This is a genomic window from Pseudomonas kermanshahensis (assembly GCF_014269205.2).
GTDB classification, from domain to species: domain Bacteria; phylum Pseudomonadota; class Gammaproteobacteria; order Pseudomonadales; family Pseudomonadaceae; genus Aquipseudomonas; species Aquipseudomonas kermanshahensis.
Map to the genome: position 1 here is coordinate 155,273 of NZ_JABWRY020000001.1, position 26,316 is coordinate 181,588.

The window sequence follows — 26,316 nt, forward strand, 5'->3', positions numbered from 1 at the left end:
TGCCGCCAGCCTGTGTGGCGCAGGTTTCATGTTGCTGTAGCATGGCTGCATTGACCTGCGTTCAAGGAAAGCATCGTGAGAATTCGTGGACAGATTGGTGACTGGCCCGTGGACCTGACTGTCGAGCTGGAGCCGGCCGAGTGGGCGCAGTTGGGGCGGCACCTCGAGGTGCCGGTTACCGCCGAAGCGGCGGCCGCCTCGCCAGCAGCGCCGCGGCAAGATGATGGGCAGTGGGCCGCAGCACGCGACGTGCTGCGCCAGGCTGGGCAGATGAATGGGCCAGCGTTGCTGGACCGCCTGGAAGTGCTGGCGGGGAGTACCGCGGCGGGCAAGCGACTGCTGGTGCGGTTGCGGCACAGCAGCGAGGTGAAGGTGGAAAGTGGCGCGGATGCGCCGGTGTATCACTGGGTCGGCTGACAAGGTCACACGCGTTCGGGGTAGGAGCAGCCTTGTGCTGCGAAGAGGCCGGTGAAAGTAGCGCAGATTGACTGTGCTTTCACCGGCCTCTTCGCAGCACAAGGCTGTTCCTAAAATGGTGTGCCTGCCTCAGAACAGGGCTGAAGACAGCTTGCGGCGGTAGACGCTCACCAGCGGATGATCACCGCCCAGCAGTTCGAACACCTGCAACATCGCCTTCTGCGGCAACCCGTTCTCGTAGCCGCGGTTGCGCTTGAACAGCTTCAACAAACCCTCCAGCGCCGCCTCGTACTGCTGGCGGGCCAGTTGCTGAATGCTCAACTGGTAGGCCGCTTCATCGTCCTCTGGGTTCTGCGCCAGGCGGCTCTTCAGGTCGGCGACTTCTGGCAGGCTGGCAGCCTGGCGCAGGAAGGTCAGCTGTGCCTTGGCACCGGCCAGGGCTGCCTTGTGCTCGTCGGTCTTGACCGCGTCCAGCACCACCTGGGCCTCGCCCAGCTCGCCCCGCTCAGCCAGGCAACGGGCGTACAGGATCAGCGCCTCAGCATTGCTGTTGTCTTCACCCAGCAGCGCCTGGAGCAGTGCTTCGGCCTCGGCGAAGCGGCTTTCGGCGAACAGCGCCTTGGCCTGCTCCAGCGGCGATGCGGCGGGCGGGGCCGGCATCTGCACGTGCGGTTCGAGCAGCGCGCGGATTGCCGACTCCGGCTGCGCCCCGGCAAAACCGTCGACCGGCTGGCCGTCTTTGAACAGCACCACGGTCGGCAGGCTGCGAATGCCGAACTGGGCGACCACCTGCTGCTCTACGTCGCAGTTGATCTTGGCCAGCAGCAGCTCGCCCTGGTAACCCTCGGCGATTTTCGCCAGCAGTGGCATCAGCGCCTTGCAGGGCGCGCACCACTCAGCCCAGAAGTCCACCAGGACCGGTTTGTGGAAGGAGTTTTCGATGACCAATTGCTGGAAGGTGGCATCGGTGGCGTCGAAAATGTACGGCGTGTCTTGGCTCATCGCGACTCTCGCAAACTCGTGAATGGCACCACTATAAAGGCTCGCGGCTGGCGTGGTACAGGCTGACCCGGCGGAATTCGTGGGGCTCGGCCAGGTCCGGCAGGGTCAGCGCGTCGAGCACGCCCAATTGTTGGTACAGCGGGTGGCTGAAGTCGCGAACCCGCGAGTCGGCCACCAGCGCCTGGCGACCGCGGCCGAGGAAGGCATCGAGCAGTGGCAGGTTGGCGCGGTCATACAGCACATCGGCGACCAGAATCAGGTCGAAGCGGTCGTCCTCGGCGAAAAAATCGTTGCTGTAGCCGAGCTCCACCCCGTTCAACGCGGCGTTGGCGCGGCAGGCGTCAAGGGCCAGTGGGTCGAGGTCGCACGCCACCACTTCAAGGGCGCCTGCGCGGGCTGCGGCAATGCCGGCGATGCCGCTGCCCGCGCCAAAATCGAGCACACGCTTGCCCGCCACCCATGCCGGGTGTGCGGCCAGGTAGCGGGCCATGGCCAGGCCGCTGGCCCAGCAGAAGCTCCAGTACGGAGGTTCTTCGAGAATGCGCCGGGTTTCTTCGCTGCTGAAGGCGCGGTCCATGTTCTGGTCGTCGATCAGCCACAGTTTCAATTCGCAGTCAGGCAGGTCGCTGACCACCAGGCGCGCTTCGCCGATCAGGCCACTGAGGGCCTGTTGCAGTGCCAGTGGCGCCACTTACGGTGCCTTCTCGAAACGCAGCGGGCCGGTGGCCTGGGTTTGCGGCTGGGCGATGCGCACAGGGGGCAGGTGCATGATCAACTGCCCGGAGCTGCTGGCGCGGCCGCGCAGTTCGACGCGGGCACCGGCCGGGAAGGCTTCGGGGTTGAAGCGCAACTGATAAGGCAGCGCCTGCCCGGTGCCAGTCAGGTTGCTGCTGGCCAGCAGGCGTTGCGGGCGGTCGCGTTCGTCGATCACCAGCAGGGCCAGCTCCACGTCGGCGCCGGCCGGGATTTCCAGCAAAGTACCGCTCAGCTCGCGCTGGTAGGCGGGCAGCGGGCCAAGCGGTTGGGCCTTCTTGGCCACTTTGGCTGGCGCAGGCGCCTGGCCTTGATCGGGCTTGGGCTGGTCGCTACCGCAAGCGGCAAGCAGGGCGGCGCAGCACAGCACGACGAGCGCTCGATAGTGCATTGGGGCTTCCTTCACGGGCAGATTTCCCTGGATGTTAACCCCTTTGGCTTGTCTTGCCAGTGGGATGCGCTACCATGGCCCTCCCTTTTTTTGTTGCCTGCCACCATGCACTGTCCCTTTTGCGGTGCCAACGACACCAAGGTCATCGACTCTCGTCTTGTCGCCGAGGGCGAGCAAGTGCGCCGCCGCCGCGAGTGCGTTGCCTGCGGCGAGCGTTTCACTACCTTCGAAACCGCCGAACTGGTGCTGCCCCGGCTGATCAAGCAGGACGGCACGCGCCAGCCTTTCGACGAAGACAAGTTGCGTGCAGGCATGCAGCGGGCGCTGGAAAAACGCCCGGTCAGCGTCGAGCGCCTGGAAGCGGCGCTGGCGCACATCAAGAGCCGCCTGCGTGCCACCGGCGAGCGCGAGGTCAAGTCACTGGTGGTGGGTGAAATGGTGATGGCCGAGCTGCGCAAGCTCGACGAGGTAGCCTATATCCGCTTCGCCTCGGTCTACCGACGCTTCCAGGACCTCGACGAATTCCGCGAAGAAATCGACCGCCTGGCCCGTGAGCCAGCTAAAGAGTGAGCATGCCCAGCCAGACCGCGATCCTCGATGCCCACTACATGGCCCGCGCCCTGGAGCTGGCCCGCAAGGGTATTTACAGCACCCACCCCAACCCGCGTGTGGGGTGCGTGATCGTGCGCGATGGCGAGGTGGTCGGCGAAGGCTGGCACGTGCGCGCTGGCGAGCCCCATGCCGAGGTGCATGCCCTGCGCCAGGCCGGTGAACGCGCCCGCGGCGCTTGCGCCTATGTCACCCTCGAACCGTGCAGCCACCATGGCCGCACGCCGCCGTGCGCCGAAGCGCTGGTCAAGGCTGGCGTGGCCCGCGTGGTGGCCGCGATGCAAGACCCCAACCCGCAAGTGGCGGGGCAGGGGCTGCGGCGCCTGGCAGAGGCCGGTATCGAGGTCAGCAGCGGAGTGCTTGAAGCTGAGGCCCGCGCGCTCAACCCAGGTTTTCTCAAGCGCATGGAGCATGGCCTGCCGTTTGTCAGGGCCAAGCTGGCCATGAGCCTGGACGGCCGCACGGCCATGGCCAGCGGCGAAAGCCAGTGGATTACCGGCCCTGCCGCCCGCGCTGCGGTTCAGCGGCTGCGCGCGCGCTCCAGTGTGGTGCTCACCAGCGCCGCCAGCGTGCTGGCCGACAATGCGCGTATGACGGTACGGGGCGCAGAGCTGGGCCTGGACGACGAAACCCTCGCCCTGGCCTTGAGCCGCACGCCGTTGCGCGTGCTGATCGATGGCCGCCTGCGCCTGCCGCTGGATGCGCCGTTCTTCCAGGCCGGCCCGGCCCTGGTGGTGACGGCCGCCGCTGAAGCGCCTCGTTACGCCGAGGCAGGCCATGAGCTGTTGAGCCTGCCAGGCACCGATGGCCAGGTCGATCTGCCCGCGTTGATGGGTGTGCTGGCCGCGCGTGGCGTCAACGAGATTCTGCTGGAAGCCGGCGCAGGCCTGGCTGGCGCGTTCGCCCGGCAAGGCCTGATCGACGAATACCAGTTGTTCGTCGCCGGCACCTTCCTGGGTTCCCAGGCCCGCCCGCTGCTGGACTGGCCCCTGGCGAAGATGAGCGAAGCACCGCGACTGAAAATTACCGAAATGCGCGCAGTGGGCGATGACTGGCGGGTCACGGCCATCCCCCTGCCGGCGCCCGGCGTATAATGCCTGGCTTGCCCTGCGCAACCCGTTCTTGAGGAAGACCCCATGTTCACCGGCATCATCGAATCCATCGGCACCATTCGCAGCATGACCCCCAAGGGCGGCGACGTGCGCGTCTACGTCGAGACCGGCAAGCTCGACCTGGGTGACGTCAAGCTTGGCGACAGCATCGCCGTCAACGGCGTGTGCCTGACCGCCGTCGAGCTGCCGGGCAATGGGTTCTGGGCCGACGTCAGCGTCGAGACCCTCAAGCGCACCGCCTTCATCGACCTCAAGAGCGGCAGCAAGGTCAACCTGGAAAAAGCCCTGACCCCCACCACCCGCCTGGGCGGTCACCTGGTCAGCGGCCACGTCGACGGCGTCGGCGAAATCATCTCGCGCAGCGATAACGCCCGCGCCATCCAGTTCCGCGTGCGTGCACCCAAGGAGCTGGCCAAGTACATCGCCCACAAGGGTTCGATCACCGTCGACGGCACCAGCCTGACGGTCAATGAGGTCAATGGCGCCGAATTCGAGCTGACCATTGTCCCGCACACCCTGTCCGAAACCATCATGGCCGACTACCGCGCAGGTCGTCGGGTCAACCTTGAGGTCGACCTGCTGGCCCGTTACCTGGAGCGTCTGCTGCTGGGTGACAAGGCGGCCGAACCGAGCAAGGGCAGTGGCATTACCGAAAGCTTCCTGGCCGCCAACGGCTTCTTGAAATCCTGATTGAGAAGGGGGTGCCGAGTGGCGCTCAACAGCATCGAAGAACTGGTCGAAGACATCCGCCAGGGCAAAATGGTCATCCTCATGGATGACGAAGACCGCGAAAACGAAGGCGACATCATCATGGCAGCCGAGTGCTGCCTGCCTGAGCACATCAATTTCATGGCCAAGCACGCCCGCGGCTTGATCTGCATGCCGATGACCCGTGAGCGCTGCGAAACGCTGAAGCTGCCGCTGATGGCGCCGCGCAACGGGTCCGGCTTCGGCACCAAGTTCACCGTGTCGATCGAAGCCGCCGAAGGCGTCACCACCGGTATTTCCGCTGCCGACCGCGCGCGTACCGTGCAAGCGGCCGCGGCCAAGGACGCCAAGGCCGAAGACATCGTCAGCCCGGGCCACATCTTCCCGCTGATGGCCCAGCCCGGCGGCACCCTGGCCCGTGCCGGCCACACCGAAGCCGCCTGCGACCTGGCGCGCATGGCAGGCTTCGAGCCGAGCGGCGTGATCTGCGAAGTGATGAACGATGACGGCACTATGTCGCGCCGTGCCGAGCTTGAAGTGTTCGCCGCCGAGCATGGCCTGAAGATCGGCACCATCGCCGACCTGATCCACTACCGCATGATCCACGAACGTACCGTGCAGCGCGTTTCCGAGCAGCCGGTCGAAAGCGAATTGGGCGAGTTCAACCTGGTCACCTACCGCGACGCGGTGGAAGGCGACGTGCACATGGCCCTGACCCTGGGCAAAATCTGCGCTGAAGAGCCGACCCTGGTACGCGTGCACAACATGGACCCGCTGCGCGACCTGCTGCTGGTCAAGCAGCCGGGCCGCTGGAGCCTGCGCGCGGCCATGGCTGCCGTGGCCGAGGCCGGCAGCGGCGTGGTGCTGCTGCTGGGCCACCCGCTGGACGGCGACGTGCTGCTGGCGCACATCCGCGAAAGCGCGGGTGATGCACCGACCAAGGCACCGACCACCTACAGCACCGTCGGCGCCGGTTCGCAGATCCTGCGCGACCTCGGTGTGCGCAAGATGCGCCTGATGAGTTCGCCGATGAAGTTCAATGCGATATCCGGATTCGATCTGGAAGTTGTAGAATACGTGCCCTCCGAGTGACTTGAGACGGCGCGCGCGCCCTCACGCTCGAGTCCAAACCCTCCCGAGGCCGCCAGCGAGCGGCCTCGCTCTTGAAGATGAGAACATCGGAATGACCCTGAAGACCATCGAAGGTACCTTCATCGCCCCCAAAGGTCGCTATGCTTTGGTGGTTGGCCGCTTCAACAGCTTCGTCGTCGAAAGCCTGGTAAGCGGTGCCGTTGATGCCCTGGTACGCCACGGTGTCAGCGAAAGCGACATCACCATCATCCGTGCCCCGGGCGCGTTCGAAATCCCGCTGGTGGCACAGAAGGTCGCCCAGCAAGGCGCGTACGACGCGATCATCGCCCTGGGCGCCGTGATCCGCGGTGGTACCCCGCACTTCGAATACGTGGCGGGCGAATGCACCAAGGGCCTGGCCCAGGTGTCCATGGAGTTCGGTGTTCCGGTGGCCTTCGGCGTTCTGACCGTCGACTCCATCGAGCAGGCCATCGAGCGTTCCGGCACCAAAGCCGGCAACAAAGGTGCTGAAGCTGCCCTGTCCGCTCTGGAAATGGTCAGTCTGCTGGCGCAGTTGGAGGCCAAGTGATTAGCGACGAAAGCGATCGTTTCAACCCGCGCGATCCAAAACCTGCGGATGCCGGCAAGCCCTCGAAGAGCGCCAAGCGCCGCGAAGCCCGCAAGCTCGCGACTCAGGCGCTGTACCAGTGGCACATGGCGCGTCAGTCGGTGAACGAGATCGAAGCGCAGTTCCGGGTCGATAACGATTTCACCGATGTCGATGGCGCCTACTTCCGCGAAATCCTGCATGGGGTTCCGACCAAGAAGGACGAGATCGACGCGGCCCTGAAGCCTTGCCTGGCGCTCGCGCTGGAAGAGCTCGACCCGGTTGAACTGGCTGTGCTGCGGTTGTCCACCTGGGAACTGATGATGCGCGCCGATGTGCCGTACCGTGTCGTGATCAACGAAGGTGTCGAGCTGGCCAAGGTCTTCGGTGCCACCGACGGCCACAAGTTCGTCAACGGCGTGCTGGACAAGCTCGCCCCTTCGCTGCGCGAAGCGGAAGTCAAGGCGAACAAGCGCTGATCCCGGCGCTGGCGGACCATGGGTGAGTTCGAGCTGATCAGCCATTTCTTTGCCGCCGCGCCCTGTGCGCAAGGCGGTGAAGGCGTGGCCCTGGGCATCGGTGATGACTGCGCGCTGCTGGATGTGCCTGTTGGCGAGCAACTGGCGGTGTCCACCGACACCCTGGTGGCCGGCGTGCATTTCCCCGCGGTCTGCGACCCTCTGCTGCTCGGCCAGCGCTCGCTGGCCGTGGCGGCCAGTGACCTGGCGGCGATGGGCGCTACCCCCATCGGCTTCACCCTTGCCCTGACCCTACCCGAGGTCAGCGCCGACTGGCTGCAAGCCTACGCTGACGGCCTCAACCGTATGGCCCGGCAGTGCCAGTTGAGCCTGATTGGCGGTGACACCACCCGTGGCCCCTTGAGCATCACCCTGACCGTGTTCGGCCGCGTGCCGGCCGCGCAGGCGTTGCGCCGTGGCGGTGCCCGCCCGGGTGACCTGCTGTGTGTGGGCGGTGAACTGGGCAACGCTGCGGGCGCCTTGCCGCTGGTCCTGGGCGAGCGCCAGGCCGATGCTGCCCTTGCCCAGCCGTTGCTCGACCACTACTGGTCGCCCTCGCCGCAATTCACCTTGGGGCAACTGTTGCGCGGGCGTGCTACGGCCGCACTGGATATTTCCGACGGCCTGCTGGCCGACTGCGGGCATATCGCCAAGGCGTCCCGCGTGGCGCTCGAGGTGAACCTGGACCAGGTGCCGGTGTCATCCGCTTTGCAGGGCTTTCTCGGTCATGAGGCTGCCGTGCAGGCTGCCTTGACCGGGGGTGACGACTATGTGCTGGCGTTCACCTTGCCGCCGGCTCAGCTTTCATCCCTGCAGGCCCAAGGCCTGGCGACGTTCCATGTCATCGGGCGAGTGCTTGAAGGCCAGGGCGTCAGCCTGCGGGACGGGCAGGGCCAGGACATCACCCCGCGGCAACGCGGCTATCAACATTTTAGGGAGACACCGTGACCGATCACCCCAATCAGGTGCCTGCGGAGTTCGTTCCGCCCTCGGTCTGGCGCAACCCCTGGCACTTCATCGCCTTCGGCTTCGGTTCCGGCACTTTGCCCAAGGCGCCGGGCACCTGGGGTTCGCTGGTGGCCATCCCCTTCATTCCGCTGTGGCAGATGCTGCCGGATTGGGGCTACTGGTTGCTGCTGGGCATTACCATGCTGTTTGGCTTCTGGCTGTGCGGCAAGGTCGCCAATGACTTGCGCGTTCACGATCATGAAGGCATTGTTTGGGACGAGATGGTCGGCATGTGGATCACCCTCTGGCTGGTGCCAGAAGGCTGGCAATGGTTGCTGGCAGGGTTCCTGATGTTCCGTTTCTTCGACATCCTCAAGCCGTGGCCGATTCGCTGGATCGACCGCCATGTGCATGGCGGGGTCGGGATCATGCTCGACGATATCCTGGCCGGCGTGTTCGCTTGGTTGGGCATGCAAGTTCTGGTGTGGGCGGTTGCCTGAGGCAGGGAGCGCGTGAATGGCCATAAGGACGGTGCTGTTGGCAATGCTGCTGGGTTGTGCTCCCTGGGTGGGGGCGGCCGAAAGTGTGCCGAAGCAGGTCCATCTGGTTAGCGAAGAGTGGCTCGACTACACCAACGCCAACGGTACCGGGGTTGCCTGGGATGTGCTGCGCAAGGTGTTCGAGCCGGCCGGGGTCAAGGTCGTTACGCAGAGCGCGCCCTACAGCCGTGCAGTGGGGCTGGTAAAGCGGGGCGAAGCTGATGCCTGGGTAGGCTCCTACAAGGGCGAGAGCAAGGATAATCTCTACCCGCGCTGGCACTTCGATATGGACCACATCTATGCCTTGGGGCTTGCCAGCAAGCCGGCGCCTACGCCGAGCACGGTTGGCCAGTATCGCCTGGCTTGGGTGCGTGGCTACGACTACGCCAGCTACTTGCCCAATGCCCATGACTACCGCGAGATTCAACGCCGTGAAGGCATTTTGCCGATGCTCGAGCACGACCGTGTGGACTTCTACATCGATGCGCTGACCGAGGTCGACTACGTGCTTGGCCAGGCGTCGGAGCCTGCACGCTTTCGTAAAAGCCACGTCGCCGAACTGCCGTTGTACCTGGCGTTCGCCAATAACGGTGAGGCCAAGGCACTGCGGGAACTGTTCGACAAGCGTATGGCCGAGCTGGTGCGCAGCGGTGAATTGAAGCCAATTTTCGAACACTGGAAGCAACCGTATCCCTTCACTGCCGACAGCAAGCCGCTGTAGGAGCAGCCTTGTGCTGCGAAGGGGCTGGTGACAAGCGCAACGATCGGTGGTACTCCAGCGGGCCTCTTCGCAGCACAAGGCTGCTCCTACAGGGGGGGGCGGAAAAATAAGCATCGAACTTTTCGATCTTAAACCGCGGTATTCAGCCAGCGCACTGGCGCCGACCTGCTGATACAATCGCCCCACGAGAAATTTACTACTTATTTCAGGAGCACAACGTGCCCGTCGTCTTTGTTGCCGCCTCTAAACTCCCGACCCCGTTCGCGACTTTCACCATGCACGGCTTCCTCGAAGAAGCCACCGGCCGTGAGCACGTGGTGCTCAGCCTGGGTGATATCGCTGACGGTGAACCGGTGTTGGGGCGCCTGCACTCCGAGTGCCTGACCGGCGATGCCCTGTTCAGCCAGCGCTGCGACTGCGGTTCGCAACTGGAAGCTGCCCTGCAGGCCATCGCACGTGAAGGCCGTGGTGTGCTGTTGTACCTGCGTCAGGAAGGCCGTGGCATCGGCCTGTTGAACAAGATCCGCGCCTATGAGCTGCAGGACGGTGGTGCCGACACGGTCGAAGCCAACGAGCGCCTGGGCTTTGCTGCCGACCAGCGTGACTACGCCATCTGCCTGCCGATGCTCGAACACTTGGGGGTGAAATCCCTGCGCCTGATGACCAACAACCCGCGCAAGGTCAAGGCACTGACCGACATGAACATCGTCGTCGCCGAACGCGTGCCGCTGCACACCGGCCATAACCCGCACAACCGCTACTACCTGGCGACCAAAGCCGGCAAGCTCGGCCACATGCTGGGCAACGAACACCAGGGCGAGGTGCCTCAGGCGTGACCCGCGCCGAGGTAAAGCGGCGCCTGGCACTGGCCTGGTGGCAATACCTGGCGATGGGCCTGGTGCCGCTGCCAGTGATGGCCTGGGCGTTTGGTGGCGGTGATGCGTTGATCCCGGTGCTGGCCATGCCACTGTTCATCGCGGGTGCGGCGACCATGTTCCTTAGCCTGCCGCGCTTCGGTGCCTACAAGCGTGCGCTGATCGCGACCTCCAAGGTGCTCGGCAGCACCGAAGAGCCGGCAGCCTGGATCACCCTGGCGCGGGTGCGGCGCATGGCCATGCTGTATGCCTGCTTCCCCGCCTGGGTTGCCGCGCTGTCGGTGCTGGTGGGGCTGGAGGCCGTACCGCAAATCCTTTTGGTGCTGTCCACCGTGGTGGTGCTCTACCTGTACCGCATCCCACGTCAGCTGGGCTGATGCGCAGCCTTCTCTGGCTACTGGCGCTGTGCGCCTGCAGCGCCAGCGGCGGCGAGCCGCTACGGGTGGTCAGCCTGGCACCTTCGATGACCGAAATCATGCTTGAGCTGCACGCCGATGATCTGTTGGTCGGCGTGCTCGACGGTGGTGATCGCCCGCCAGCATTGCGTGAGGTGCCTTCGGTCGGCCGCCAAGGCCAACTGAACATGGAGCGTCTGCTCAGCTTGCAGCCTGACTTGTTGCTGCTCTGGCCCGGCAGTGTGGCGCCAGCACAGCGTGATCAGCTCAAGCGCCTGGGCATCGCCACCTTCAGCGCCGAACCCCACGGTATCGACCAGTTGATCGATCAAATCGAGGCCATCGCCCAGCGCGTCGGCCGCGAAGAGCAGGGCCAGCAATACGCCCAGGCCCTGCGTGACAGGCTGCGGCACCTGCGCCAACAGTATCGCCGTGAGCAGCCGCTGCGCGTGTTCTACCAAGTCTGGGATCAGCCCTTGTACACCTTGGGTGGCAGGCAGGTGGTCAGCGACGCGCTGGCGGTGTGCGGCGCGCGTAATGTGTTCGCCGACCTCAACCAGCCAGCCCCTCAGGTGAGCGTGGAGTCTGTACTGCTGCAAGACCCGCAGGTGATTCTGGCGGGTGATCAGGCGCAGTTGGACAGCTGGAGGGCTTGGCCGCGCCTGCGCGCGGTGGCCGATGAGCGCTTGCTGGTCGTGCCCGACAAAGGGCTCGAACGGCCCAGTGGGCAGATGATCGAGGCCACCGCCCGCTTGTGCGCGTTGCTCGAAGCTAAAGCGCCGGCGTCCAGGTGACGCTGAACAGCACGGTGCGGCCTTCTTCGCGGTAGCTGTGGCTGGCGCCTTCATAGCTGTACAGTGCGCGGCTGTGGTTGTGGTCCAGCAGGTTGTCCAGCTTCGCTTCCAGTTTCAGTTCATCTGTTGCCGCCCAGCTACCGCGCAGGCCGAGCAGGCCAAAGCCGGCGAGCCGGTTGCGGTTGGCTTCGTCATCGTAGCTGGCGCTGACGGCTTGCCAGCTTCCGCCCACGCTGAACCGCCCAAATGCGCGGTCCAGGTCAAGGCTAACGGTACGGCGAGCGCGGCGGGCGAGGGTATGGCCACTGTCGCGGTCGCGCGGGTCGATCAGCGCCAGGCCGAGCTGGCTGCGCCATGCGCCCCATTGCTGGTCGAGGGACAGCTCTACGCCGTTGATGCGCGCCGAGGCGACGTTGCGCGGGATCGCGTCCTGGCCAAAGATGATCGCGTCGCGCAGGTCGGTGCGGTACAGCGACGTCTCCAGGCGGCTGTCCGAGGTGAGCTGGCTGCGCCATTGCAGTTCGTAGCTTTTGGAGTGCTCTGGGCTCAGGTCTGGGTTGCTGAATTCTGGGTAATACAGGTCGTTGAACGTCGGGGCTCTGAAGCCTTCGCTGTAGGACAGCAGCACATCGTTGGACGCGTTCACGGGTACGGTAAGGCTACCGCTCCAGGTGGTCTGGCCACCGAACTGCTGGTTCTGGTCGCGGCGCACGCCCAGCTCGGTGGAAAACCGCTCTCCCCGGTACCGATGTTGAACGAAGGCCGCCCGGTTCCAGCGGCTGTCCTCGATGAAGTCAGTGCTGCCGTGCACGCGGTCTTCGTACCAGTCCCCGCCGATCAGCAGCGTGTGCTGGTCGTTCAAGGCCAGGTCGTTTTGCCAGGTGAGTTGATCACGGTAGGTGTTGAACACGAAGCGCTCATCGCTGAGCTTGTCGCGCTTGTCGTCACGGTTTTCGCTGTGGGCAAGTTCCAGGCGCGAATGCCAGCTGTCGTTGAGCTGGGCATCGAAGTAGGTGCCCAGGCTGCTGACGCTGAAATCGGTATAGGGCTTTTGCCCGAAGCTTTCGAAGGTGACCGGGTTGAAGCCACCGAACGGGTTGTCGTATTCACTGCGCCCATGGCTGTCGAGCAGGTTGAGGCCGGCCTCGAAGCGTTCGCCGAAGGTGTGGCTGAGGCTCAGGTTGAATGACCTGTTGCGGTACGCATCGTGATCCCCATCGCTGGCAAAGGACGGGCCGGTGGCGTCGATGCCGGCAGTTTCGTCCAGGCTGGCGCCCAGGTTGAAGCGGGTGGCGCCGTTGCCGCCGGCCAGGCCCAGGCTGCGTTGGAAGGTCTGGTTGCTGCCGGCGGCCAGGCGCAGGCGCGGTTGCAGGCCAGGGCCGCTGCTGCGCCGGGTGAAGATCTGAATCACGCCGCCAATGGCATCGCTGCCGTAGATCGCCGAGCGGGAGCCGCGCAGTACTTCGACACGCTCGATCTGGTCGACGTCGAGAAATTGCAGGCCGCTGTCGCCGGAGGTGGCGTTGGCGATGCGCACGCCATCGACCAGTACCAGGCTTTGCGCTGCCTTGGTGCCGCGGATGAAGATACCGGGCAGGCTGCCGCGACCACCCGTGGGAGCGACTTGCACGCCGGGGACGCGGGCCAGCAGGTCGGTGACGCTGGTGGGTTGCAGGCGGTCGATGTCGGTGCGGGTGAAGACGGTGTTGGCGGCGCTGGTGGCGGTGCGCGACTCGACTTGGCGGTTGGCGCTGATCAGCACATCGGGGAGTTTCAGGGCGTCGTCGCGTTCAGCGGCAAGAAGCGGCAGCGGTAGGCACAGGAGGGTGGCGGTGAAGCTCGGGATTTTCATGGGCATTACCATGTTGCGAGGGCTGCGCCCTCGATCGCGACGCAAGGCCGCTCCTACAGGGCCAGCGCAATCCTGTAGGAGCGGCCTTGTGTCGCGAAAGGGCCGCAAAGCGGCCCCAAAGGTTACAAGCCGAGCTTGGCCATACGCGCTGTAACCGAAGCCTCGATGCCAGCAGCATCCAGCCCGCACTCAGCCAGCATCTGCGCAGGCTTGGCATGCTCGACATAAATGTCCGGCAAGCCCAAGTGCAGCAGTGGCTTGACCAGGGCCTGGCTAGCCAGGAACTCACCCACAGCAGCCCCTGCGCCGCCCATGATGGCGTTTTCTTCGATAGTCACCAGCAGCTCATGGCTGCCCGCCAATTCGAGTACCAGTGCCTCGTCCAGTGGCTTGACGAAGCGCATGTCGACCACCGTGGCGTTGATCTGCTCGGCAACTTGCAAGGCTTCGGTCAGTTGCACACCAAATACCAGCAGGGCGACTTTTTCACCTTGGCGCCGGATAACGCCCTTGCCGATTTCCAGGGGCGTAAGGTCACCACTGATCGGTGCGTTGGGGCCGGTGCCGCGCGGGTAGCGCACTGCCGCCGGGCCGTTGTACAGGTGGCCGGTGGTGAGCATCTTGCGCAGTTCGTTCTCGTCGCTCGGGGTCATCACCAGCATGCCGGGGATGCAGCGCAGGTACGACAAGTCGTAGCTGCCGGCGTGGGTCGGGCCGTCTTCACCCACCAGGCCGGCGCGGTCGATGGCGAACAGCACATCGAGGTTCTGTACCGCTACGTCGTGGATCAGCTGGTCATAGGCGCGCTGCAGGAACGTCGAATAGATCGCCACCACCGGCTTGCTGCCTTCGCAGGCCATGCCCGCGGCCAGGGTGACCGCGTGCTGCTCTGCAATCGCCACGTCGAAGTAGCGCTCCGGGTAGCGTTCGCTGAACTCGACCAGGTCGGAGCCTTCCTTCATCGCCGGGGTAATGCCAACCAGGCGATTGTCGCTGGCGGCCATGTCGCACAGCCACTGGCCGAACACGGCGGAGTACTTGGGCCCGCTGGGTTTTTTCGGCGCGGCGGGCTTGTCGGCGGGCTCGAGCTTGGTGATGGCGTGGTAGCCGATCGGGTCGACCTCGGCCGGGGCGAAGCCTTTGCCCTTCTTGGTCACCACGTGCAGGAACTGCGGGCCCTTGAGGTCACGCATGTTGCGCAGGGTGGCGATCATGGTCGGCAGGTCGTGGCCGTCGATCGGGCCGATGTAGTTCCAGCCCAGCTCTTCGAACAGGGTGCCGGGGACCAGCATGCCTTTGGCATATTCCTCGGTGCGACGGGCGATTTCCCACGCGCCTGGCAGGCGCGAAAGCACCTTCTTGCTGCCCTCGCGCATGCTCGCGTAGGTGCGGCTGGAGAGAATCTTGGCCAGGTAATTGGACAGGCCGCCGACATTGCGCGAAATCGACATGTCGTTGTCGTTGAGGATCACCAACATGTCGGCGTTGACTTCCTGGGCGTGGTTCAACGCCTCGAAGGCCATACCGGCGGTCAGGGCACCGTCGCCGATCACCGCGATCGACTTGCGTGCGCTGTTCTGCAGGCGGGCGGCGATGGCCATGCCCAGCGCTGCACTGATCGAGGTGCTGGAGTGGCCGACGCCAAAGGTGTCGTACTCGCTCTCGCTACGGCGCGGGAAGGCGGCGATGCCGTCCTTCTGGCGCAGGCTGAGCATGCGCTGGCGGCGGCCGGTGAGGATCTTGTGCGGGTAGGCCTGGTGGCCGACGTCCCACACCAGCCGGTCGTCCGGGGTGTCGAAGACGTAGTGCAGGGCGATCGTCAGCTCGATCACGCCCAGGCCGGCGCCAAAATGCCCACCGGTCTGTCCCACGGTGTAGAGCAGTTCCTGGCGCAACTCGTCGGCCAGGGTCTCCAGGTCGGCTTCGGCCAGCCGGCGCAGGCCGGCAGGCGTGTCAGCGCGGTCGAGCAACGGCGTGACCGGGCGTTCGCGGGGGATCTCTTGAAACGTCGTGGGCATCAGGCGAGTCGTTATAGGTGTGAAGACGCGGCAGTTTACCCCATTGTGGGAAAAGTGCCCATTGAGAGGGGGTAGCACGGGGCTGCTTTGCAGCCCATCGCCGGCAAGCCAGCTCCCACACGTTCACCGTTTTGCTGTGGGAGCCGGCTTGCCGGCGATGGGCCGCCTGGCGGCCCCGTTGAATCAGTTGCGGCGTTCGACGATGTAGCGCGCCAGCGCCCGCAGCGGCTCGGCAGTTTCACCAAACCCTTGCAATGCGGCCAGCGCCTGGTCGCGCAGTTCGATTGCATAGGCCTTGGCGGCCTCCAGGCCAAGCAGGGCCGGGTAGGTCGGTTTGTCTCGGGCGATGTCGGCACCCTGGCGTTTGCCAAGGGTGGCGGTGTCACTTTCTACGTCGAGGATGTCGTCCTGCACCTGAAACGCCAGGCCAATGGCCTGAGCGTAGGTCTGCAAGGCATCCAGTTGCGCCGGCTCGGCGCGGGCGCTGGCCAGGGCGCCCAGGCGCACGCTGGCTTCGATCAGCGCGCCGGTCTTGTGCCGGTGCATGAATTCCAGCGCCTGCTGGTCCAGCTTGATGCCCACCGAGCCCAGGTCGATGGCCTGGCCACCCACCATGCCCGCCGGGCCGGCAGCCTTGGCCAGGGCCTGGACCATGGCCAGGCGAAGGGCGTCGGACTGTGGGCTCAGGCGTGGGTCGAGCAGGGCGCTGAAGGCCAGGCTCTGCAGGCCGTCACCGGCGAGGATGGCGCAGGCTTCGTCGAAGGCTTTGTGGGTGGTCGGTTGGCCGCGACGCAGGTCGTCGTCGTCCATCGCCGGCAGGTCGTCATGCACCAGCGAATACGCGTGGATCAGTTCGACCGCGCACGCTGCACCGTTGGCCTGTTCGGCTGGTGCACCCAGGGCTTCGCAGGCCGCGTAGGCGAGCAGCGGGCGTACACGCTTGCCGCCGTTCATTACGCTGTAGCGCATGGCGGCGTAGAGGCGCTCGAGTTCTTTGGTAGGCGCTTGAAACAGCGGTTCTAGGGCGGCGTCGACGCGGGCCTGGCAGTTGGCCTGGTAGGTGCTGATCATGCTTCTGGCTCCGCGTCGAAGGGCTGGGCTGCCAGCTCACCGTCGCGTTCCAGAAGGATTTGCACTTTCTGCTCAGCCTGGGCCAGTGCGCCCTGGCAATCGCGGGTCAGGGCGATGCCTTGCTCGAAGGCGGCCAGCGAATCTTCCAGCGACAACTCGCCGTTCTCCAGGCGCTCGACCAGGGCTTGCAGGTCTGCGAGGGATTGCTCGAAATCGAGGGAGGCTTTTTTGCGGGCCATGGCGACTGTCTCGGTGGCGTTCTGAACGGCGCGACACTAGCAGAGCGGGGCAGGGGGAGCAAACTTGTGTGGGGGAGTGCATCGGGTTCGGGCCAATCACGCCTGTGATAAAGGTGGTCACTCGCGTTTGCCGCAGGAATGATTGGCCCGAAAAAATGTAATCGATGGACTCGCCCCCGCCGAGGCATCACAGTGCCACGGTGGCGTTCAAAGAAGCCAACGGCAGCGAGGGCGAGACCATGAAGAAGCATAGTTCGAAGCACGATCCCCTGTCTTCCACTGATGTGGAGCTTTGCACAACCCTCTGCGTAGACCTGGCCAAACAGGTCTTCCAGTTAGCAGGCGAGGATGCTACCGGTCGGGTGATCTACGAAAATCGCATCAAATCCCGTCAAAATTTCCATGATTTTCTAATCAAGCTGCCAGTGACGGTGACTGTCTTAATGGAGTGCGGTCCTGGTGCGCAAGCCTGGGCCAGACTACTGCAGGCCAAGGGTAATCCGGTTCGGATCCTGCCTGCGCAACGCGTTGCCGAACACCGCAGCGGCGCGAAGAATGACCGTAACGACGCCCATGCCATTTTGCGTGCCGGTCGCGATACCAGTATTGCCTCAATCCCGATCAAGAGCACTACAGCACTGGCTATTCAAGCGCTGCACCGTGTCCGGCGCGGCAACATCAAGCGGCATACAGCGCTGGGTAATCAGATACGTGGCCTGCTGCTAGAGCATGGCGTCTCCATGCCTCAAGGCGATGCGGCGATCAATTCGCATGTGCCACGGGCTCTTGAAGATGCCTCTTTACCTCTGCCCGACTTGTTGCGCGAGTTGCTCGATGAGCTGCTGACTGACTGGCTCTCTCTGGGTGAACGCATTGCGACGCTGAGTAGGCGGCTTGAAGCGACAGCCCAGGAAGATAAGGTCGCACAGCGGTTGATCACCATTCGTGGCGTGGGCCCAATCATTGCCACGGCGATCGTGGCGAAACAGACCGAGCCTAGCCGCTTCGCCAGTGGCCGAATGTATGCCGCCTTCTTCGGTATCGTGCCCGACCAGCACAGCAGCGGAAACAAATCAGGCTGGGCAGGATGAGCAAGCGAGGTGATGGCTACATACGCAGCCTGATGATCCAGGGGGCGCATGCTGTCTTGAGTCAGCTAAGGCCTGATTCCGATCAGCCAGACGATCACCGCCTTTTACGCTGGCTATCCCGCCTTGGACGCAAGGAGGCGGCGATCAGACTGGCTAATCGAAATCTGCGCATTATCTGGGCCTTGTTGCAGAGCGATCAGGTATATCAGCGCAAACCGAACAGCAACTCGGAGGCTGCTATGAGCCTCTGATCAACCGAGCAATGCCACCGGGGCGCCGAGCGCTCCAACCCCTGCTAGTGAACATTGACCCCTGGTAAGACCGTCGCAGACAGATGCCTCTGCTCCTACAGGCCTGATGAATGGCCTCAATGTAAACGGCACGCTGCGAGCTCACCACGATGTTGGCCAGAAGCAAAAAGCTTCCTCGAATAGGCCTGATACATAGATGCAACCGGGTTCCTAAGTTCAAAAGCAGCTAGACAGTGTGGGCGAGTCCATACATAGGAGCAGCCTTGTGCTGCGAAGCGCCGCGCGGGCGGCGCTCGATGTGCGCGCCGCCATCTTCCTTAAGCCAAGCGTCTGAAAGCCATCAAGCCGTAGCCGCTTCGCGCTCCACCATCGCCTCGCGGTACCGCGCCAACTCTTCAATGGTCAGCACCGGCAAATTGTACTGCCGCGCATACACCGCCACCTGCTCCCCACGCGCCATGCTGCCGTCGGGGTTCATCAACTCGCACAGCACCGCTGCCGGCCGCAGCCCGGCCAGGCGCGCCAGGTCGACCGAACCTTCGGTATGGCCACGGCGGGTCAGCACACCACCATTGCGCGCGCGCAGCGGGAACACATGCCCAGGGCTGACGATATGCCGTTGCTCGGCGGTCGAGCTGAGCGCCGCAGCGATGGTGGTGACACGGTCTTGCGCCGAAACGCCGGTGGTGATGCCGTCCGCCGCCTCGATGGTGACGGTGAACCCGGTGCCATGGCGCGCCTGGTTGTTCTGCACCATCGGCGCCAGTTGCAGGGCGTCCACGGTCGCTTCGTCCAGGCACAGGCAAACGATGCCGCTGCAGTCACGAATCATCATGGCCATAGTTTGCAACGAGATGTTTTCGGCGGCGGCAATGATGTCCGCTTCGTCCTCGCGGTCATCGTCGTCCAGCAGCAGTACGGGGCGCCCGGCCTGAAAAGCGGCGATGGCGGCAGAAATGTTGGGGTATTGCTTTTGCAGCATAGGGGACATGAAACGCTCCTCGTAAATGATCGATGAACGTCTCGGGGCGAACAAAACGCGCGCGCAGGGGCGCCCGAATGGCCCCTGCCTGACGCCTTCTTTCATCCGGACTATGACCGTCGGCTCTGGAGTCTCACCAGATCTGCTGACCCCCGGCATGGCCGGGGCGCTCGCGGGCTCATCTTTCGATTTACCGCCGGTGGGGACTTACACCCCGCCCTGAAGACCCGGCAAGCATACCCCACAGAGCCACCCTGCTGGCAACCCGCTCGGCTAAGACCTTAGGCGAGCATCGGCGGTATCATGGCAGGCACGTTCTATTCGGAATCGACAGCATGGACATTCTCCAGGTCGCCGGCGGCAAGCCGATCAAGTTGTGGACCGACGGCGTGCCGATCGAAGACGAAGCGCGCCAGCAGTTGCTGAACACGGCGAAATTGCCGTTCATCTTCAAGCACCTGGCCGTGATGCCGGATGTGCACCTGGGCAAGGGCTCGACCATCGGCAGCGTGATCCCCACCGTTGGCGCGATCATCCCCGCCGCCGTAGGCGTGGACATCGGCTGCGGCATGATCGCCGCGCGGACTTCGCTGCATGCCCGCGACCTGCCCGACAACCTGCACGGTTTGCGCACGGCGATCGAGCAGGCCGTGCCCCATGGCAAGACCTTCGGCCGCCACGACCAAGGCGCCTGGGACAACGTGCCAGCCAAAGCTGACAAACGCTGGCCACGCGCTTCAAGACCATCACCGACAAGTACCCGCGGCTGGAGAAAACCAATAACCGGCATCACCTGGGCACCCTGGGCGGCGGCAATCACTTCATCGAGGTTTGCCTGGATGAGGCCGACCGCGTGTGGTTCATGTTGCACAGCGGCTCGCGTGGCGTTGGCAATGCCATCGGCAACCTGTTCATCGAATTGGCCCATGCCGACATGCGCCAGCACCTGGCCAACCTGCCGGACAAGGACCTGGCGTACTTCGAGGAAGGCAGCCGCCACTTTGCCGACTACGTCGAAGCGGTTGAGTGGGCGCAGGACTTTGCCCGGCATAACCGCGAACTGATGATGCTGGCAGTGGTTGCCGCGACCCGCAAGGTGCTTGGCCGGCCGTTCGAGGCCAGCCTGGAGGCGGTGAACTGTCACCACAACTATGTGCAGCGCGAACAGCATTTCGGGCGCGAAGTGCTGGTGACGCGCAAGGGCGCGGTGTCGGCGCAGAAAGGGCAGTTGGGCATCATCCCCGGCTCGATGGGGGCAAAGAGTTTCATCGTGCGCGGGTTGGGCAACGAAGAGGCGTTCTGCTCTTGCAGCCATGGGGCCGGGCGAGTGATGAGCCGAACCCGGGCCAAAAGCCGCTTCACTGTGGAAGACCAGCGGCGGGCCACTGCGCATGTGGAGTGCCGCAAGGACAAGGCGGTGATCGATGAGATACCGATGGCCTACAAGGACATCGATGCGGTGATGCGTGCGCAGCGCGACCTGGTGGAGGTGGTGCACACGCTGCGCCAGGTGGTGTGTGTGAAGGGCTGACTGGGCCGACCTCTTCGCGGGGCAAGCCCGCGCTCACAGAATCTGCACTGCCCTCAGGACCGGAGGGGTAACCTGTGGGAGCGGGCTTGCCCCGCGAAGAGGCCCGCGCAGGTTTACCGAGACATTCCTTCAATTACGCTTTTCAGCGAGGCCGGCAACATCGGCCCATGCCCCAACCCGTCGAACCGCTCGAAGCGCACCTGCAACCCAGGCACCTTGGCCAGGTCCGCCACCAGCTCCCGCGCCGGCCGCTCCGCGTCGCCCTTCACCGCTGCACGCGGGTTCGACGACTCATCGCCACCGCGCATCAGCAACAGCTTAGGGCGGCCGCCACCCAAGCGCTGCTGCAGCCCCTGGGCTTCCCGCACAATCGCCCCGTCATGCCACCACAACGATGGGCTGGCCGCCGCGTAGTCGCTGAACTCGGCCGGCCGGGTGAACAGTGCATGCAGCACCGCCAGGCCACCATAGGAATGCCCCCACAGTGTTTGCCGTTGCAGGTCGATCGGCGCTACAGCGGCGACCATCGGCCGCATGCGCTGGCTCAGCAGGTCGAAGAACGCCTCCACGCCACCGCTGGGCTGGCCCGTCAGCGGGTCGCGCTGTTCCGCTTGCCCAGGCAGTGCGGGGGTGTAGTCATACGTTCGCCCGGCACGTTCGATGCGTTGGTCGGTCTGGTAGCCCACGGCGACCAGCAACGGGGCTTGGCCTGCGGCAAGCTTGCCCAGTTGTTCACTGTCCAGGGCACCCAGCGCGGCGTTGCCGTCGAGCATCCACAACACCGGGTAGCCCGCCGCGGGCGCCGGGCGATTCGGCTGGCCGATCCATAGACGGTAATGGCGCTGGCCATCGGCTGAATCCAGGTCATGCTGGCTGAAGCGATAGGCCAGGTTCTGGCGCTGCAGCAGCGACGTGTCCATTTTCTGATCGCGCACTGGTTGCGCCAGGGCTGCCGGTGCAGCGAGGGCCAGTGCCATGGCCAGGTACAGGGGCATTTTGCTCATCGGGGAATCTCGCTCGGTCGTTGGTGTTGATCAACGGCTAATGAATACCTGCCTGCCGGTGTGTCGAACCTGCAGCGTGTAGGTCTGTGCCAGCATGGCCAAGGCCAGCGGCAAGTCATCGATGGGGAATGTGCCAGACACTCGCAGCTCACCCAGCACGGGGTCGCACTCAAGTTGTTGGTCGGTGTAGCGCATCAACTCATGCGCCCACAGCCGTACTGGCATGTCGTCGGCCACCAGCAAGCCGTTGCGCCACGCCAGGGTGGTCTCCCGAGCCTCCTCGATGAGCCCCATGCGCTCGCGGCTGAAACGGACTTGCTGGCCAGCACGGATGATGTTTTCGCCAGGGGCCACGCTGGCGTGTTCTGGGCGAACCTGTACGGCGCCTTCGTACACCGCTAGCAAGGTTTCATCGGCCAGCTGGCGCACGCTGAATCGCGTACCCAACGCGCGCAGTTGGCCTTGCTGGGTCTGTACCATGAGCGGGCGTGGGTCGGCAGCGGTCGCGATGTACACCTCGCCACGGCGCAGGTGCAGCAAGCGTTGCGCGCTGTTGAAAAGCACGTCCACGGCGCTGTCGCTATTGAGGGTGATCTGTGTGCCGTCGGCGAGCCGTGCGTGTTGGCGTTCACCCACAGACGTCTGGTAATCGTTGCCAATGCCTGAGCGCCATGCCCACCAGCTGAGCGGTGCGGCACCGATCAGCAGAAGCAGCCCGCGCAGCACAGCGCGCCTGCCTGTCGGGCGATCCAAGGTCTGCTTGGCCAGCGTTGGAGGCAGGCTGCCCAGGCGTGTTAGCAGGCGCTGTGCCCTTTGCCACGCCCGTTCATGCTCAGCACTGGCACGCCGCCAGCGCTCCAATTCGCGCTGTTGCGCTGGTAGCAGCGGCGCTTCCTGCATCAGCATCAGCCAGGAGGCCGCTTGGGCCAGCACTGGCTGGGGGATGGCATCGTCAAGCGGGGCCGTGCGGTTATTCATCGGGCATCTGCGTCAGGCAGGCCAGGTAGGCCTCGTGGATGTACTTCTTGACCGTCGGCAGCGCGATGTTCAGGGCCACGGCAATGTCTTTCTGCTTCATGCCGTCCAACGTTGCCATCAGAAACGCCTGCCTCACGCGGGGGCGCAGCGTATCCAGCAGCGTGTCGATCTCGTGCAGGGTCTCGAGGATCACGCTTTGCAGTTCAGGCGAAGGGTGCTCGGGTTCTGGCAGCAGCAGCAACGCCTCGAGCCAGGCACGCTCCAGCGACTGCCGGCGCCGCCAGCTGACCAGCACACAATTGGCGATGCGGGTTAGGTAGGCGCGTGGCTGACGGATCGGTTCGACCCGCGCACCCTCCCGGCTGGTAAGCACCCGCAGGAAAATATCATGCGCCAGGTCATCGGCCACCCCGCGTCCCCACGACCTCAGCCGATAGGCGAGCCAGTTGCGTAACCAGACGTGATTCTCGATGTACAACGTCTCGACGCTGCACGGCTCGGTACTGTTCGGCGGGGAGAAGGGCGCATTCATCGTGGGTTGAGTCGGTACAAGACTGTCGCAAATGAAAACCATTATCACTAGAATTGCTAAGATCACAAGGCCGAACCGGCAAATTCAGCCGCTGGCCCTGCACGCATATCCTTTTTTCGATCTCGTGCGACAGAGGAGGTAACAGCCCGCAGCCAGTGGTGGGCGCACACCCTACGAGCGAGAAAAGCATGCTCCCAGTACGTTGTCCTTCACCTGCTCCACGCCCTCGACTTTGCCTGTCGCCCATCACCTTCGCCCTGCGTTGCACGATGATCAGTTGCTGTGGCGCCGGCTTGCTGAACAGCAGCCTGGCCCTGGCCCAGGGCACCGGCACGGCTGCGGTCGCCGCGACCCGCCTGGACGATGCCACGCCGCGTGACTACAACATTGCCAAAGGCCCGCTGGGCGCAGCGCTGGGCAGTTTCACCAGCCAATCCGGGCTGCTGGTGTCTTATGATCCTGACCTGACCCGCGGGCGCACGGCGCCGGCCCTGAAGGGGCGATACACCGTCAGTGAGGGCATCCAGCGGTTGCTGGCCAATACCGGGCTGCAGCTGGTGGCGAGTTCGACCGGCAGCTACGTGCTGATGGCGCAGGGCGCTGCAACGCGTGCCGCAGCAGAGTTATCGCCGACGATGGTCGACGCTGCCGCACAGGGGCCTCAGGCGGATACTTACCGGGCCCCACGCTCATCGGTGCACCTGAGCAGCGAACAGATCGACCGCTTCGGCCGGGTCTCCGTGGGCGACCTGCTCAACGGTGTGCCGGGTGTGCAAGTCGGTGACACCCGCAACGGCGGCGCCCTGGACGTCAACATTCGCGGTATCCAGGGGCAGAGCCGGGTAGCGGTGAAGGTCGATGGCTCGGAGCAGGCCCTGGATGTCTATCGCGGTTATGGCGGCACGCAGCAACGCAGCTACATCGACTCCGACCTGATCAGCAGCCTGACCGTGAACAAAGGGCCGTCAACCAAATCCGGAGCGATTGGCGGCACGGTGGAAATGCAGACGATCGGCGTGCAGGACATTCTGGTCGACGGCAACCAGGTTGGCGGGCGTCTCAAGGGCGATCTCTGGGACAACGGCGTAGCCCCCGCCCATCGCAGTTCCAGTTCCAAGGATGAAAGCCTGTCGGCGCCTCCGCGCGACAACCGCGGCAGCCTGTTCGGCTCTGAAGCCGAATCGGGCAGCGCCGCGTTTGCCTTTACCACCGAACAGCTGGATGTGGTGGCGGCCTACGCGCACCGCAACCAAGGCAACTACTTCTCCGGCAAGAAAGGCCAGGACCGCTACCGCCTCTACAACGATTACGGCAGTGAGCAGCCCAGCGTGGCGATGACCTACAACGCGGGCGAGGAAGTGCTCAACGCCTCATCGAAAACCGACTCGTACCTGCTCAAGGCGACCTGGCGGATAACCGACGATCACACCCTGGACCTGGGCTACCGCCGCTACGACGGGCGCACTGCCGAGATCATGCCCTCTGACATCTACCGCTTCGGTACCGCCGGTATTTATCAGTACCCCTTGGGCGAGGTGAAGATCGATACCTATACCGCACGCTACCACTACTTGCCCGCCGGCAACCCGTGGGTCGACCTGACCAGTAACCTATGGATGACCGACGCCAAGACCAGCTCGTTGAGTTCGGCATGGACGGCGCCGGTGTCCCAGTTGTTTCGTTCTGACCGCAGTTGGACACGCCAGGACAACCGCCGTATCGGCGGCGACCTGAACAACCTCTCCAGGTTCGAAACGGCCCATGGCGATTTCAAGCTTGACCTGGGCGGTGCGTTCCAGCTGGAAGACCTGCAACCGCAGAAAAGCGTGCTGATCACCCAGCACGACGTCGATGCCAACCGCACCCTGCGTGATGCTTCGCGGCAGGAATTCAGCTTCAACGGCAAGCTCGAGTACCAGCCGATCGAGCAATTGACCCTGTGGGGCGGGGGCCGTTACAGCCACTTCCGCACCAAAGACAATACCGTGTTGGCCACCGCCCGCCGTGAGGATCGCGACGTGCGCTACATCTCGGCGAGTGGCCCCAAGGGCTGGGGCAGCATGACCTGGTTCCCCGACCAGAACGGCCAGTACACCGACGCCACCGACCCCCGGCTGAACAACGGCATCGTCTTCGGCAACAGCAACGAGCCGTTCAACGGTGTGCGCTTCAATGACTTCGGCGCGACCAGCGTTCAGGTCAGCCCCGAAAGCATCAGCAGCGTGGTCACAGGCTACGACCATACCCCGCAGGGCAGCAGCAGCGGTGGCGGCTTTTCGCCGGCATTCGGCATCAATGTCGAGCTGATGCCCGACACGTACTTCTATGTCACCTACACCCAAGGCCTGCGCCTGCCGTCACTGTTCGAGACCAGCCAGGGCACCCAGCAAGTCAGCCCCGGCAAAAGCCTCAAGCCCGAGCGCTCGCAGAGCTGGGAAATCGGCGTCAGCGCCTTGCGCGACAACCTCTTTACCGATCACGACTCAGCCGCGATCAAGCTGGCCTTCTTCGACAACAAGATCAAGCACTACATCACCCGCTATTACGACCCGAGCCCTGGCCTGTGGGGCCAGATGAGCTTCAGCAACACCGACAGCTTCAGCACCCGCGGCCTTGAACTGCAGTCAAACTACGATACCGGCCGTGTGTTCGCCGACCTCTCGGCCACCTACTACCTCAAGACCGAGACCTGCGACGCGGACTTTGCCGGCAAACTGCGCGCCACCGCCAACCCGTACCAGAAGACCCAAGACACGCCAAACTGCACACCGGGCAGCTACATGGGCTCCTACACCAACACCCAGAACCCACCACGGTTCTCCGCCAACCTGACCACTGGCTTGCGTTTCTTCGACGAAGCATTGACGGTAGGCGGGCGCGTGACCTACACCTCCGGGCCTACCAGTACCCTCGACAAGCCCTGGCAGTCCGGCGCTACCACGCCGCAGATCGAATACCGCTCGGTGGCGCTGTTCGATCTGTTCCTCAAGTACACGCTGCTTGAGAACACCGAGGTGAATGTTTCGCTGCAGAACCTGACCGATCGCTATTACCTGGACCCGCTGGCGCAGAGCTTCATGCCGGCTCCTGGGCGGACGGTACGGATGGGGGTGGTGACTAGGTTTTGAAGGTAGGTGAGGGCGGTGGCACGGTGGGTTTGCCATCGCCTTTGAGTGGTCTTGCTAAACCGGTTTTAGTAGGGGATGGCTTTCAAGCAGGCATTAAAAAGCCGGCTTGTGGCCGGCTTCTCGGGGACGCTTCCGACTAATTTATGGTAAGCCGCAACCGCCTTAACTGTGTGGTCACA

Annotated in this window: 25 protein-coding genes, 2 pseudogenes and 1 riboswitch; of the genes and pseudogenes, 16 read left to right on the top strand and 11 right to left on the bottom strand. The window is 64.2% G+C overall.

What is annotated here, in order from left to right; translation table 11 throughout:
• Positions 1-75 precede the first annotated feature (75 nt).
• Complete coding sequence (locus HU764_RS00795; protein WP_186704231.1) at positions 76-417, top strand: hypothetical protein; 342 nt, start codon at positions 76-78, stop codon at positions 415-417.
• Between the two features lie 129 nt (positions 418-546).
• Here HU764_RS00795 and trxA read toward each other — a convergent pair whose 3' ends face one another.
• From trxA to HU764_RS00810, 3 genes are read right to left on the bottom strand one after another with little or no spacing between them, the layout of a single operon-like run.
• Positions 547-1,419: a thioredoxin gene (trxA, locus tag HU764_RS00800; protein ID WP_186682159.1), complete on the bottom strand. Its 873-nt coding sequence runs from the start codon at positions 1,417-1,419 to the stop codon at positions 547-549.
• A 31-nt stretch (positions 1,420-1,450) separates the two neighbouring features.
• A complete protein-coding gene (locus HU764_RS00805; protein WP_085274018.1) occupies positions 1,451-2,110 on the bottom strand; it encodes a class I SAM-dependent methyltransferase in 660 nt (219 codons plus the stop codon).
• Positions 2,111-2,563 carry a YbaY family lipoprotein gene (locus HU764_RS00810; protein WP_027594905.1) on the bottom strand — a complete coding sequence of 151 codons (453 nt, stop codon included), beginning with the start codon at positions 2,561-2,563 and terminating at the stop codon, positions 2,111-2,113. It lies immediately after the preceding gene.
• A gap of 105 nt (positions 2,564-2,668) precedes the next feature.
• Here HU764_RS00810 and nrdR point away from each other — a divergent pair, with 105 nt between their 5' ends.
• The 12 genes from nrdR to HU764_RS00870 all read left to right on the top strand — a co-directional run bounded on the left by nrdR (position 2,669) and on the right by HU764_RS00870 (position 11,460).
• Entirely contained in the window at positions 2,669-3,133 is a 465-nt protein-coding gene (nrdR, locus tag HU764_RS00815) for a transcriptional regulator NrdR (RefSeq protein WP_009685710.1), read from the top strand.
• 2 nt (positions 3,134-3,135) lie between these two features.
• Positions 3,136-4,266, top strand: coding sequence for a bifunctional diaminohydroxyphosphoribosylaminopyrimidine deaminase/5-amino-6-(5-phosphoribosylamino)uracil reductase RibD (gene ribD / locus HU764_RS00820; RefSeq protein ID WP_186704232.1), 1,131 nt, complete (start codon positions 3,136-3,138; stop codon positions 4,264-4,266).
• 42 nt (positions 4,267-4,308) lie between these two features.
• Positions 4,309-4,974 (top strand): riboflavin synthase, encoded by a 666-nt coding sequence (locus tag HU764_RS00825; RefSeq protein ID WP_027594907.1) that lies wholly within the window; start codon positions 4,309-4,311, stop codon positions 4,972-4,974.
• Positions 4,975-4,992: 18 nt separating this feature from the next.
• The gene (gene ribBA, locus HU764_RS00830; RefSeq protein ID WP_012270288.1) at positions 4,993-6,084 is read left to right on the top strand and encodes a bifunctional 3,4-dihydroxy-2-butanone-4-phosphate synthase/GTP cyclohydrolase II; all 1,092 of its coding nucleotides are present in this window, start codon (positions 4,993-4,995) and stop codon (positions 6,082-6,084) included.
• A 91-nt stretch (positions 6,085-6,175) separates the two neighbouring features.
• On the top strand, positions 6,176-6,652 hold the full coding sequence (gene ribH, locus HU764_RS00835; protein WP_003255395.1) for a 6,7-dimethyl-8-ribityllumazine synthase: 477 nt from the start codon (positions 6,176-6,178) through the stop codon (positions 6,650-6,652).
• Complete coding sequence (nusB, locus tag HU764_RS00840) at positions 6,649-7,149, top strand: transcription antitermination factor NusB (RefSeq protein WP_099428217.1); 501 nt, start codon at positions 6,649-6,651, stop codon at positions 7,147-7,149. The genes ribH and nusB overlap by 4 nt, the downstream gene beginning before the upstream one ends.
• A gap of 18 nt (positions 7,150-7,167) precedes the next feature.
• Entirely contained in the window at positions 7,168-8,136 is a 969-nt protein-coding gene (gene thiL, locus HU764_RS00845) for a thiamine-phosphate kinase (RefSeq protein ID WP_186704233.1), read from the top strand.
• Positions 8,133-8,636: a phosphatidylglycerophosphatase A family protein gene (locus HU764_RS00850; protein ID WP_027594910.1), complete on the top strand. Its 504-nt coding sequence runs from the start codon at positions 8,133-8,135 to the stop codon at positions 8,634-8,636. The genes thiL and HU764_RS00850 overlap by 4 nt, the downstream gene beginning before the upstream one ends.
• Before the next feature lie 16 nt (positions 8,637-8,652).
• Positions 8,653-9,396, top strand: a complete 744-nt coding sequence (locus tag HU764_RS00855; protein WP_186682153.1) for a substrate-binding periplasmic protein — start codon at positions 8,653-8,655, stop codon at positions 9,394-9,396.
• 218 nt (positions 9,397-9,614) lie between these two features.
• On the top strand, positions 9,615-10,232 hold the full coding sequence (gene ribA / locus HU764_RS00860) for a GTP cyclohydrolase II (RefSeq protein WP_027594912.1): 618 nt from the start codon (positions 9,615-9,617) through the stop codon (positions 10,230-10,232).
• Positions 10,229-10,648: an MFS transporter gene (locus HU764_RS00865; protein WP_186704234.1), complete on the top strand. Its 420-nt coding sequence runs from the start codon at positions 10,229-10,231 to the stop codon at positions 10,646-10,648. Before ribA ends, HU764_RS00865 begins: the two co-directional genes overlap by 4 nt.
• Positions 10,648-11,460: a cobalamin-binding protein gene (locus HU764_RS00870; protein ID WP_186682151.1), complete on the top strand. Its 813-nt coding sequence runs from the start codon at positions 10,648-10,650 to the stop codon at positions 11,458-11,460. The genes HU764_RS00865 and HU764_RS00870 overlap by 1 nt, the downstream gene beginning before the upstream one ends.
• Here HU764_RS00870 and HU764_RS00875 read toward each other — a convergent pair.
• The 4 genes from HU764_RS00875 to HU764_RS00890 form a co-directional block, all read right to left on the bottom strand.
• Complete coding sequence (locus HU764_RS00875; protein WP_186704235.1) at positions 11,438-13,312, bottom strand: TonB-dependent receptor domain-containing protein; 1,875 nt, start codon at positions 13,310-13,312, stop codon at positions 11,438-11,440. The two genes, HU764_RS00870 and HU764_RS00875, sit on opposite strands and share 23 nt — an antisense overlap.
• A 122-nt stretch (positions 13,313-13,434) precedes the next feature.
• A complete protein-coding gene (gene dxs, locus HU764_RS00880; protein WP_027594916.1) occupies positions 13,435-15,330 on the bottom strand; it encodes a 1-deoxy-D-xylulose-5-phosphate synthase in 1,896 nt (631 codons plus the stop codon).
• 183 nt (positions 15,331-15,513) lie between these two features.
• Positions 15,514-16,401 carry a (2E,6E)-farnesyl diphosphate synthase gene (gene ispA, locus HU764_RS00885; RefSeq protein ID WP_027594917.1) on the bottom strand — a complete coding sequence of 296 codons (888 nt, stop codon included), beginning with the start codon at positions 16,399-16,401 and terminating at the stop codon, positions 15,514-15,516.
• Positions 16,398-16,640, bottom strand: coding sequence for an exodeoxyribonuclease VII small subunit (locus HU764_RS00890; protein WP_027594918.1), 243 nt, complete (start codon positions 16,638-16,640; stop codon positions 16,398-16,400). The genes ispA and HU764_RS00890 overlap by 4 nt, the downstream gene beginning before the upstream one ends.
• Before the next feature lie 284 nt (positions 16,641-16,924).
• Here HU764_RS00890 and HU764_RS00895 point away from each other — a divergent pair.
• Positions 16,925-17,982 (top strand): annotated as a pseudogene (locus HU764_RS00895) (IS110 family RNA-guided transposase).
• Positions 17,983-18,322: 340 nt separating this feature from the next.
• On the opposite strand, the gene ribB reads toward HU764_RS00895, so the two are convergent.
• The gene (gene ribB / locus HU764_RS00900) at positions 18,323-18,973 is read right to left on the bottom strand and encodes a 3,4-dihydroxy-2-butanone-4-phosphate synthase (RefSeq protein WP_186703991.1); all 651 of its coding nucleotides are present in this window, start codon (positions 18,971-18,973) and stop codon (positions 18,323-18,325) included.
• 80 nt (positions 18,974-19,053) lie between these two features.
• A riboswitch (FMN riboswitch) is annotated at positions 19,054-19,195 on the bottom strand.
• A gap of 95 nt (positions 19,196-19,290) precedes the next feature.
• On the opposite strand from ribB, the pseudogene HU764_RS00905 reads away from it, so the two are divergent.
• Positions 19,291-20,495 (top strand): annotated as a pseudogene (locus tag HU764_RS00905) (RtcB family protein).
• Positions 20,496-20,608: 113 nt separating this feature from the next.
• On the opposite strand, the gene HU764_RS00910 reads toward HU764_RS00905, so the two are convergent.
• The 3 genes from HU764_RS00910 to HU764_RS00920 are packed head-to-tail and all read right to left on the bottom strand — an operon-like array spanning position 20,609 to position 23,009.
• Complete coding sequence (locus tag HU764_RS00910; RefSeq protein WP_186682145.1) at positions 20,609-21,499, bottom strand: alpha/beta hydrolase; 891 nt, start codon at positions 21,497-21,499, stop codon at positions 20,609-20,611.
• A gap of 30 nt (positions 21,500-21,529) precedes the next feature.
• Positions 21,530-22,477, bottom strand: a complete 948-nt coding sequence (locus HU764_RS00915; RefSeq protein WP_186703992.1) for a FecR domain-containing protein — start codon at positions 22,475-22,477, stop codon at positions 21,530-21,532.
• Positions 22,470-23,009, bottom strand: a complete 540-nt coding sequence (locus HU764_RS00920) for a sigma-70 family RNA polymerase sigma factor (protein WP_186703993.1) — start codon at positions 23,007-23,009, stop codon at positions 22,470-22,472. Before HU764_RS00920 ends, HU764_RS00915 begins: the two co-directional genes overlap by 8 nt.
• A 188-nt stretch (positions 23,010-23,197) precedes the next feature.
• Here HU764_RS00920 and HU764_RS00925 point away from each other — a divergent pair, with 188 nt between their 5' ends.
• On the top strand, positions 23,198-26,137 hold the full coding sequence (locus tag HU764_RS00925; protein ID WP_225935601.1) for a TonB-dependent receptor: 2,940 nt from the start codon (positions 23,198-23,200) through the stop codon (positions 26,135-26,137).
• Positions 26,138-26,316: the final 179 nt, after the last annotated feature.

Bases quoted from the DNA above. Each gene is read 5' to 3' on its own strand.
- trxA (WP_186682159.1), bottom strand. From the start codon at position 1,419: ATGAGCCAAGACACGCCGTACATTTTCGACGCCACCGATGCCACCTTC.
- HU764_RS00810 (WP_027594905.1), bottom strand. From the start codon at position 2,563: ATGCACTATCGAGCGCTCGTCGTGCTGTGCTGCGCCGCCCTGCTTGCC.
- nrdR (WP_009685710.1), top strand. From the start codon at position 2,669: ATGCACTGTCCCTTTTGCGGTGCCAACGACACCAAGGTCATCGACTCT.
- ribD (WP_186704232.1), top strand. From the start codon at position 3,136: ATGCCCAGCCAGACCGCGATCCTCGATGCCCACTACATGGCCCGCGCC.
- HU764_RS00825 (WP_027594907.1), top strand. From the start codon at position 4,309: ATGTTCACCGGCATCATCGAATCCATCGGCACCATTCGCAGCATGACC.
- ribH (WP_003255395.1), top strand. From the start codon at position 6,176: ATGACCCTGAAGACCATCGAAGGTACCTTCATCGCCCCCAAAGGTCGC.
- thiL (WP_186704233.1), top strand. From the start codon at position 7,168: ATGGGTGAGTTCGAGCTGATCAGCCATTTCTTTGCCGCCGCGCCCTGT.
- HU764_RS00855 (WP_186682153.1), top strand. From the start codon at position 8,653: ATGGCCATAAGGACGGTGCTGTTGGCAATGCTGCTGGGTTGTGCTCCC.
- HU764_RS00870 (WP_186682151.1), top strand. From the start codon at position 10,648: ATGCGCAGCCTTCTCTGGCTACTGGCGCTGTGCGCCTGCAGCGCCAGC.
- HU764_RS00875 (WP_186704235.1), bottom strand. From the start codon at position 13,312: ATGAAAATCCCGAGCTTCACCGCCACCCTCCTGTGCCTACCGCTGCCG.
- dxs (WP_027594916.1), bottom strand. From the start codon at position 15,330: ATGCCCACGACGTTTCAAGAGATCCCCCGCGAACGCCCGGTCACGCCG.
- ispA (WP_027594917.1), bottom strand. From the start codon at position 16,401: ATGATCAGCACCTACCAGGCCAACTGCCAGGCCCGCGTCGACGCCGCC.
- HU764_RS00890 (WP_027594918.1), bottom strand. From the start codon at position 16,640: ATGGCCCGCAAAAAAGCCTCCCTCGATTTCGAGCAATCCCTCGCAGAC.
- ribB (WP_186703991.1), bottom strand. From the start codon at position 18,973: ATGTCCCCTATGCTGCAAAAGCAATACCCCAACATTTCTGCCGCCATC.
- HU764_RS00910 (WP_186682145.1), bottom strand. From the start codon at position 21,499: ATGAGCAAAATGCCCCTGTACCTGGCCATGGCACTGGCCCTCGCTGCA.
- HU764_RS00915 (WP_186703992.1), bottom strand. From the start codon at position 22,477: ATGAATAACCGCACGGCCCCGCTTGACGATGCCATCCCCCAGCCAGTG.
- HU764_RS00920 (WP_186703993.1), bottom strand. From the start codon at position 23,009: ATGAATGCGCCCTTCTCCCCGCCGAACAGTACCGAGCCGTGCAGCGTC.
- HU764_RS00925 (WP_225935601.1), top strand. From the start codon at position 23,198: ATGCTCCCAGTACGTTGTCCTTCACCTGCTCCACGCCCTCGACTTTGC.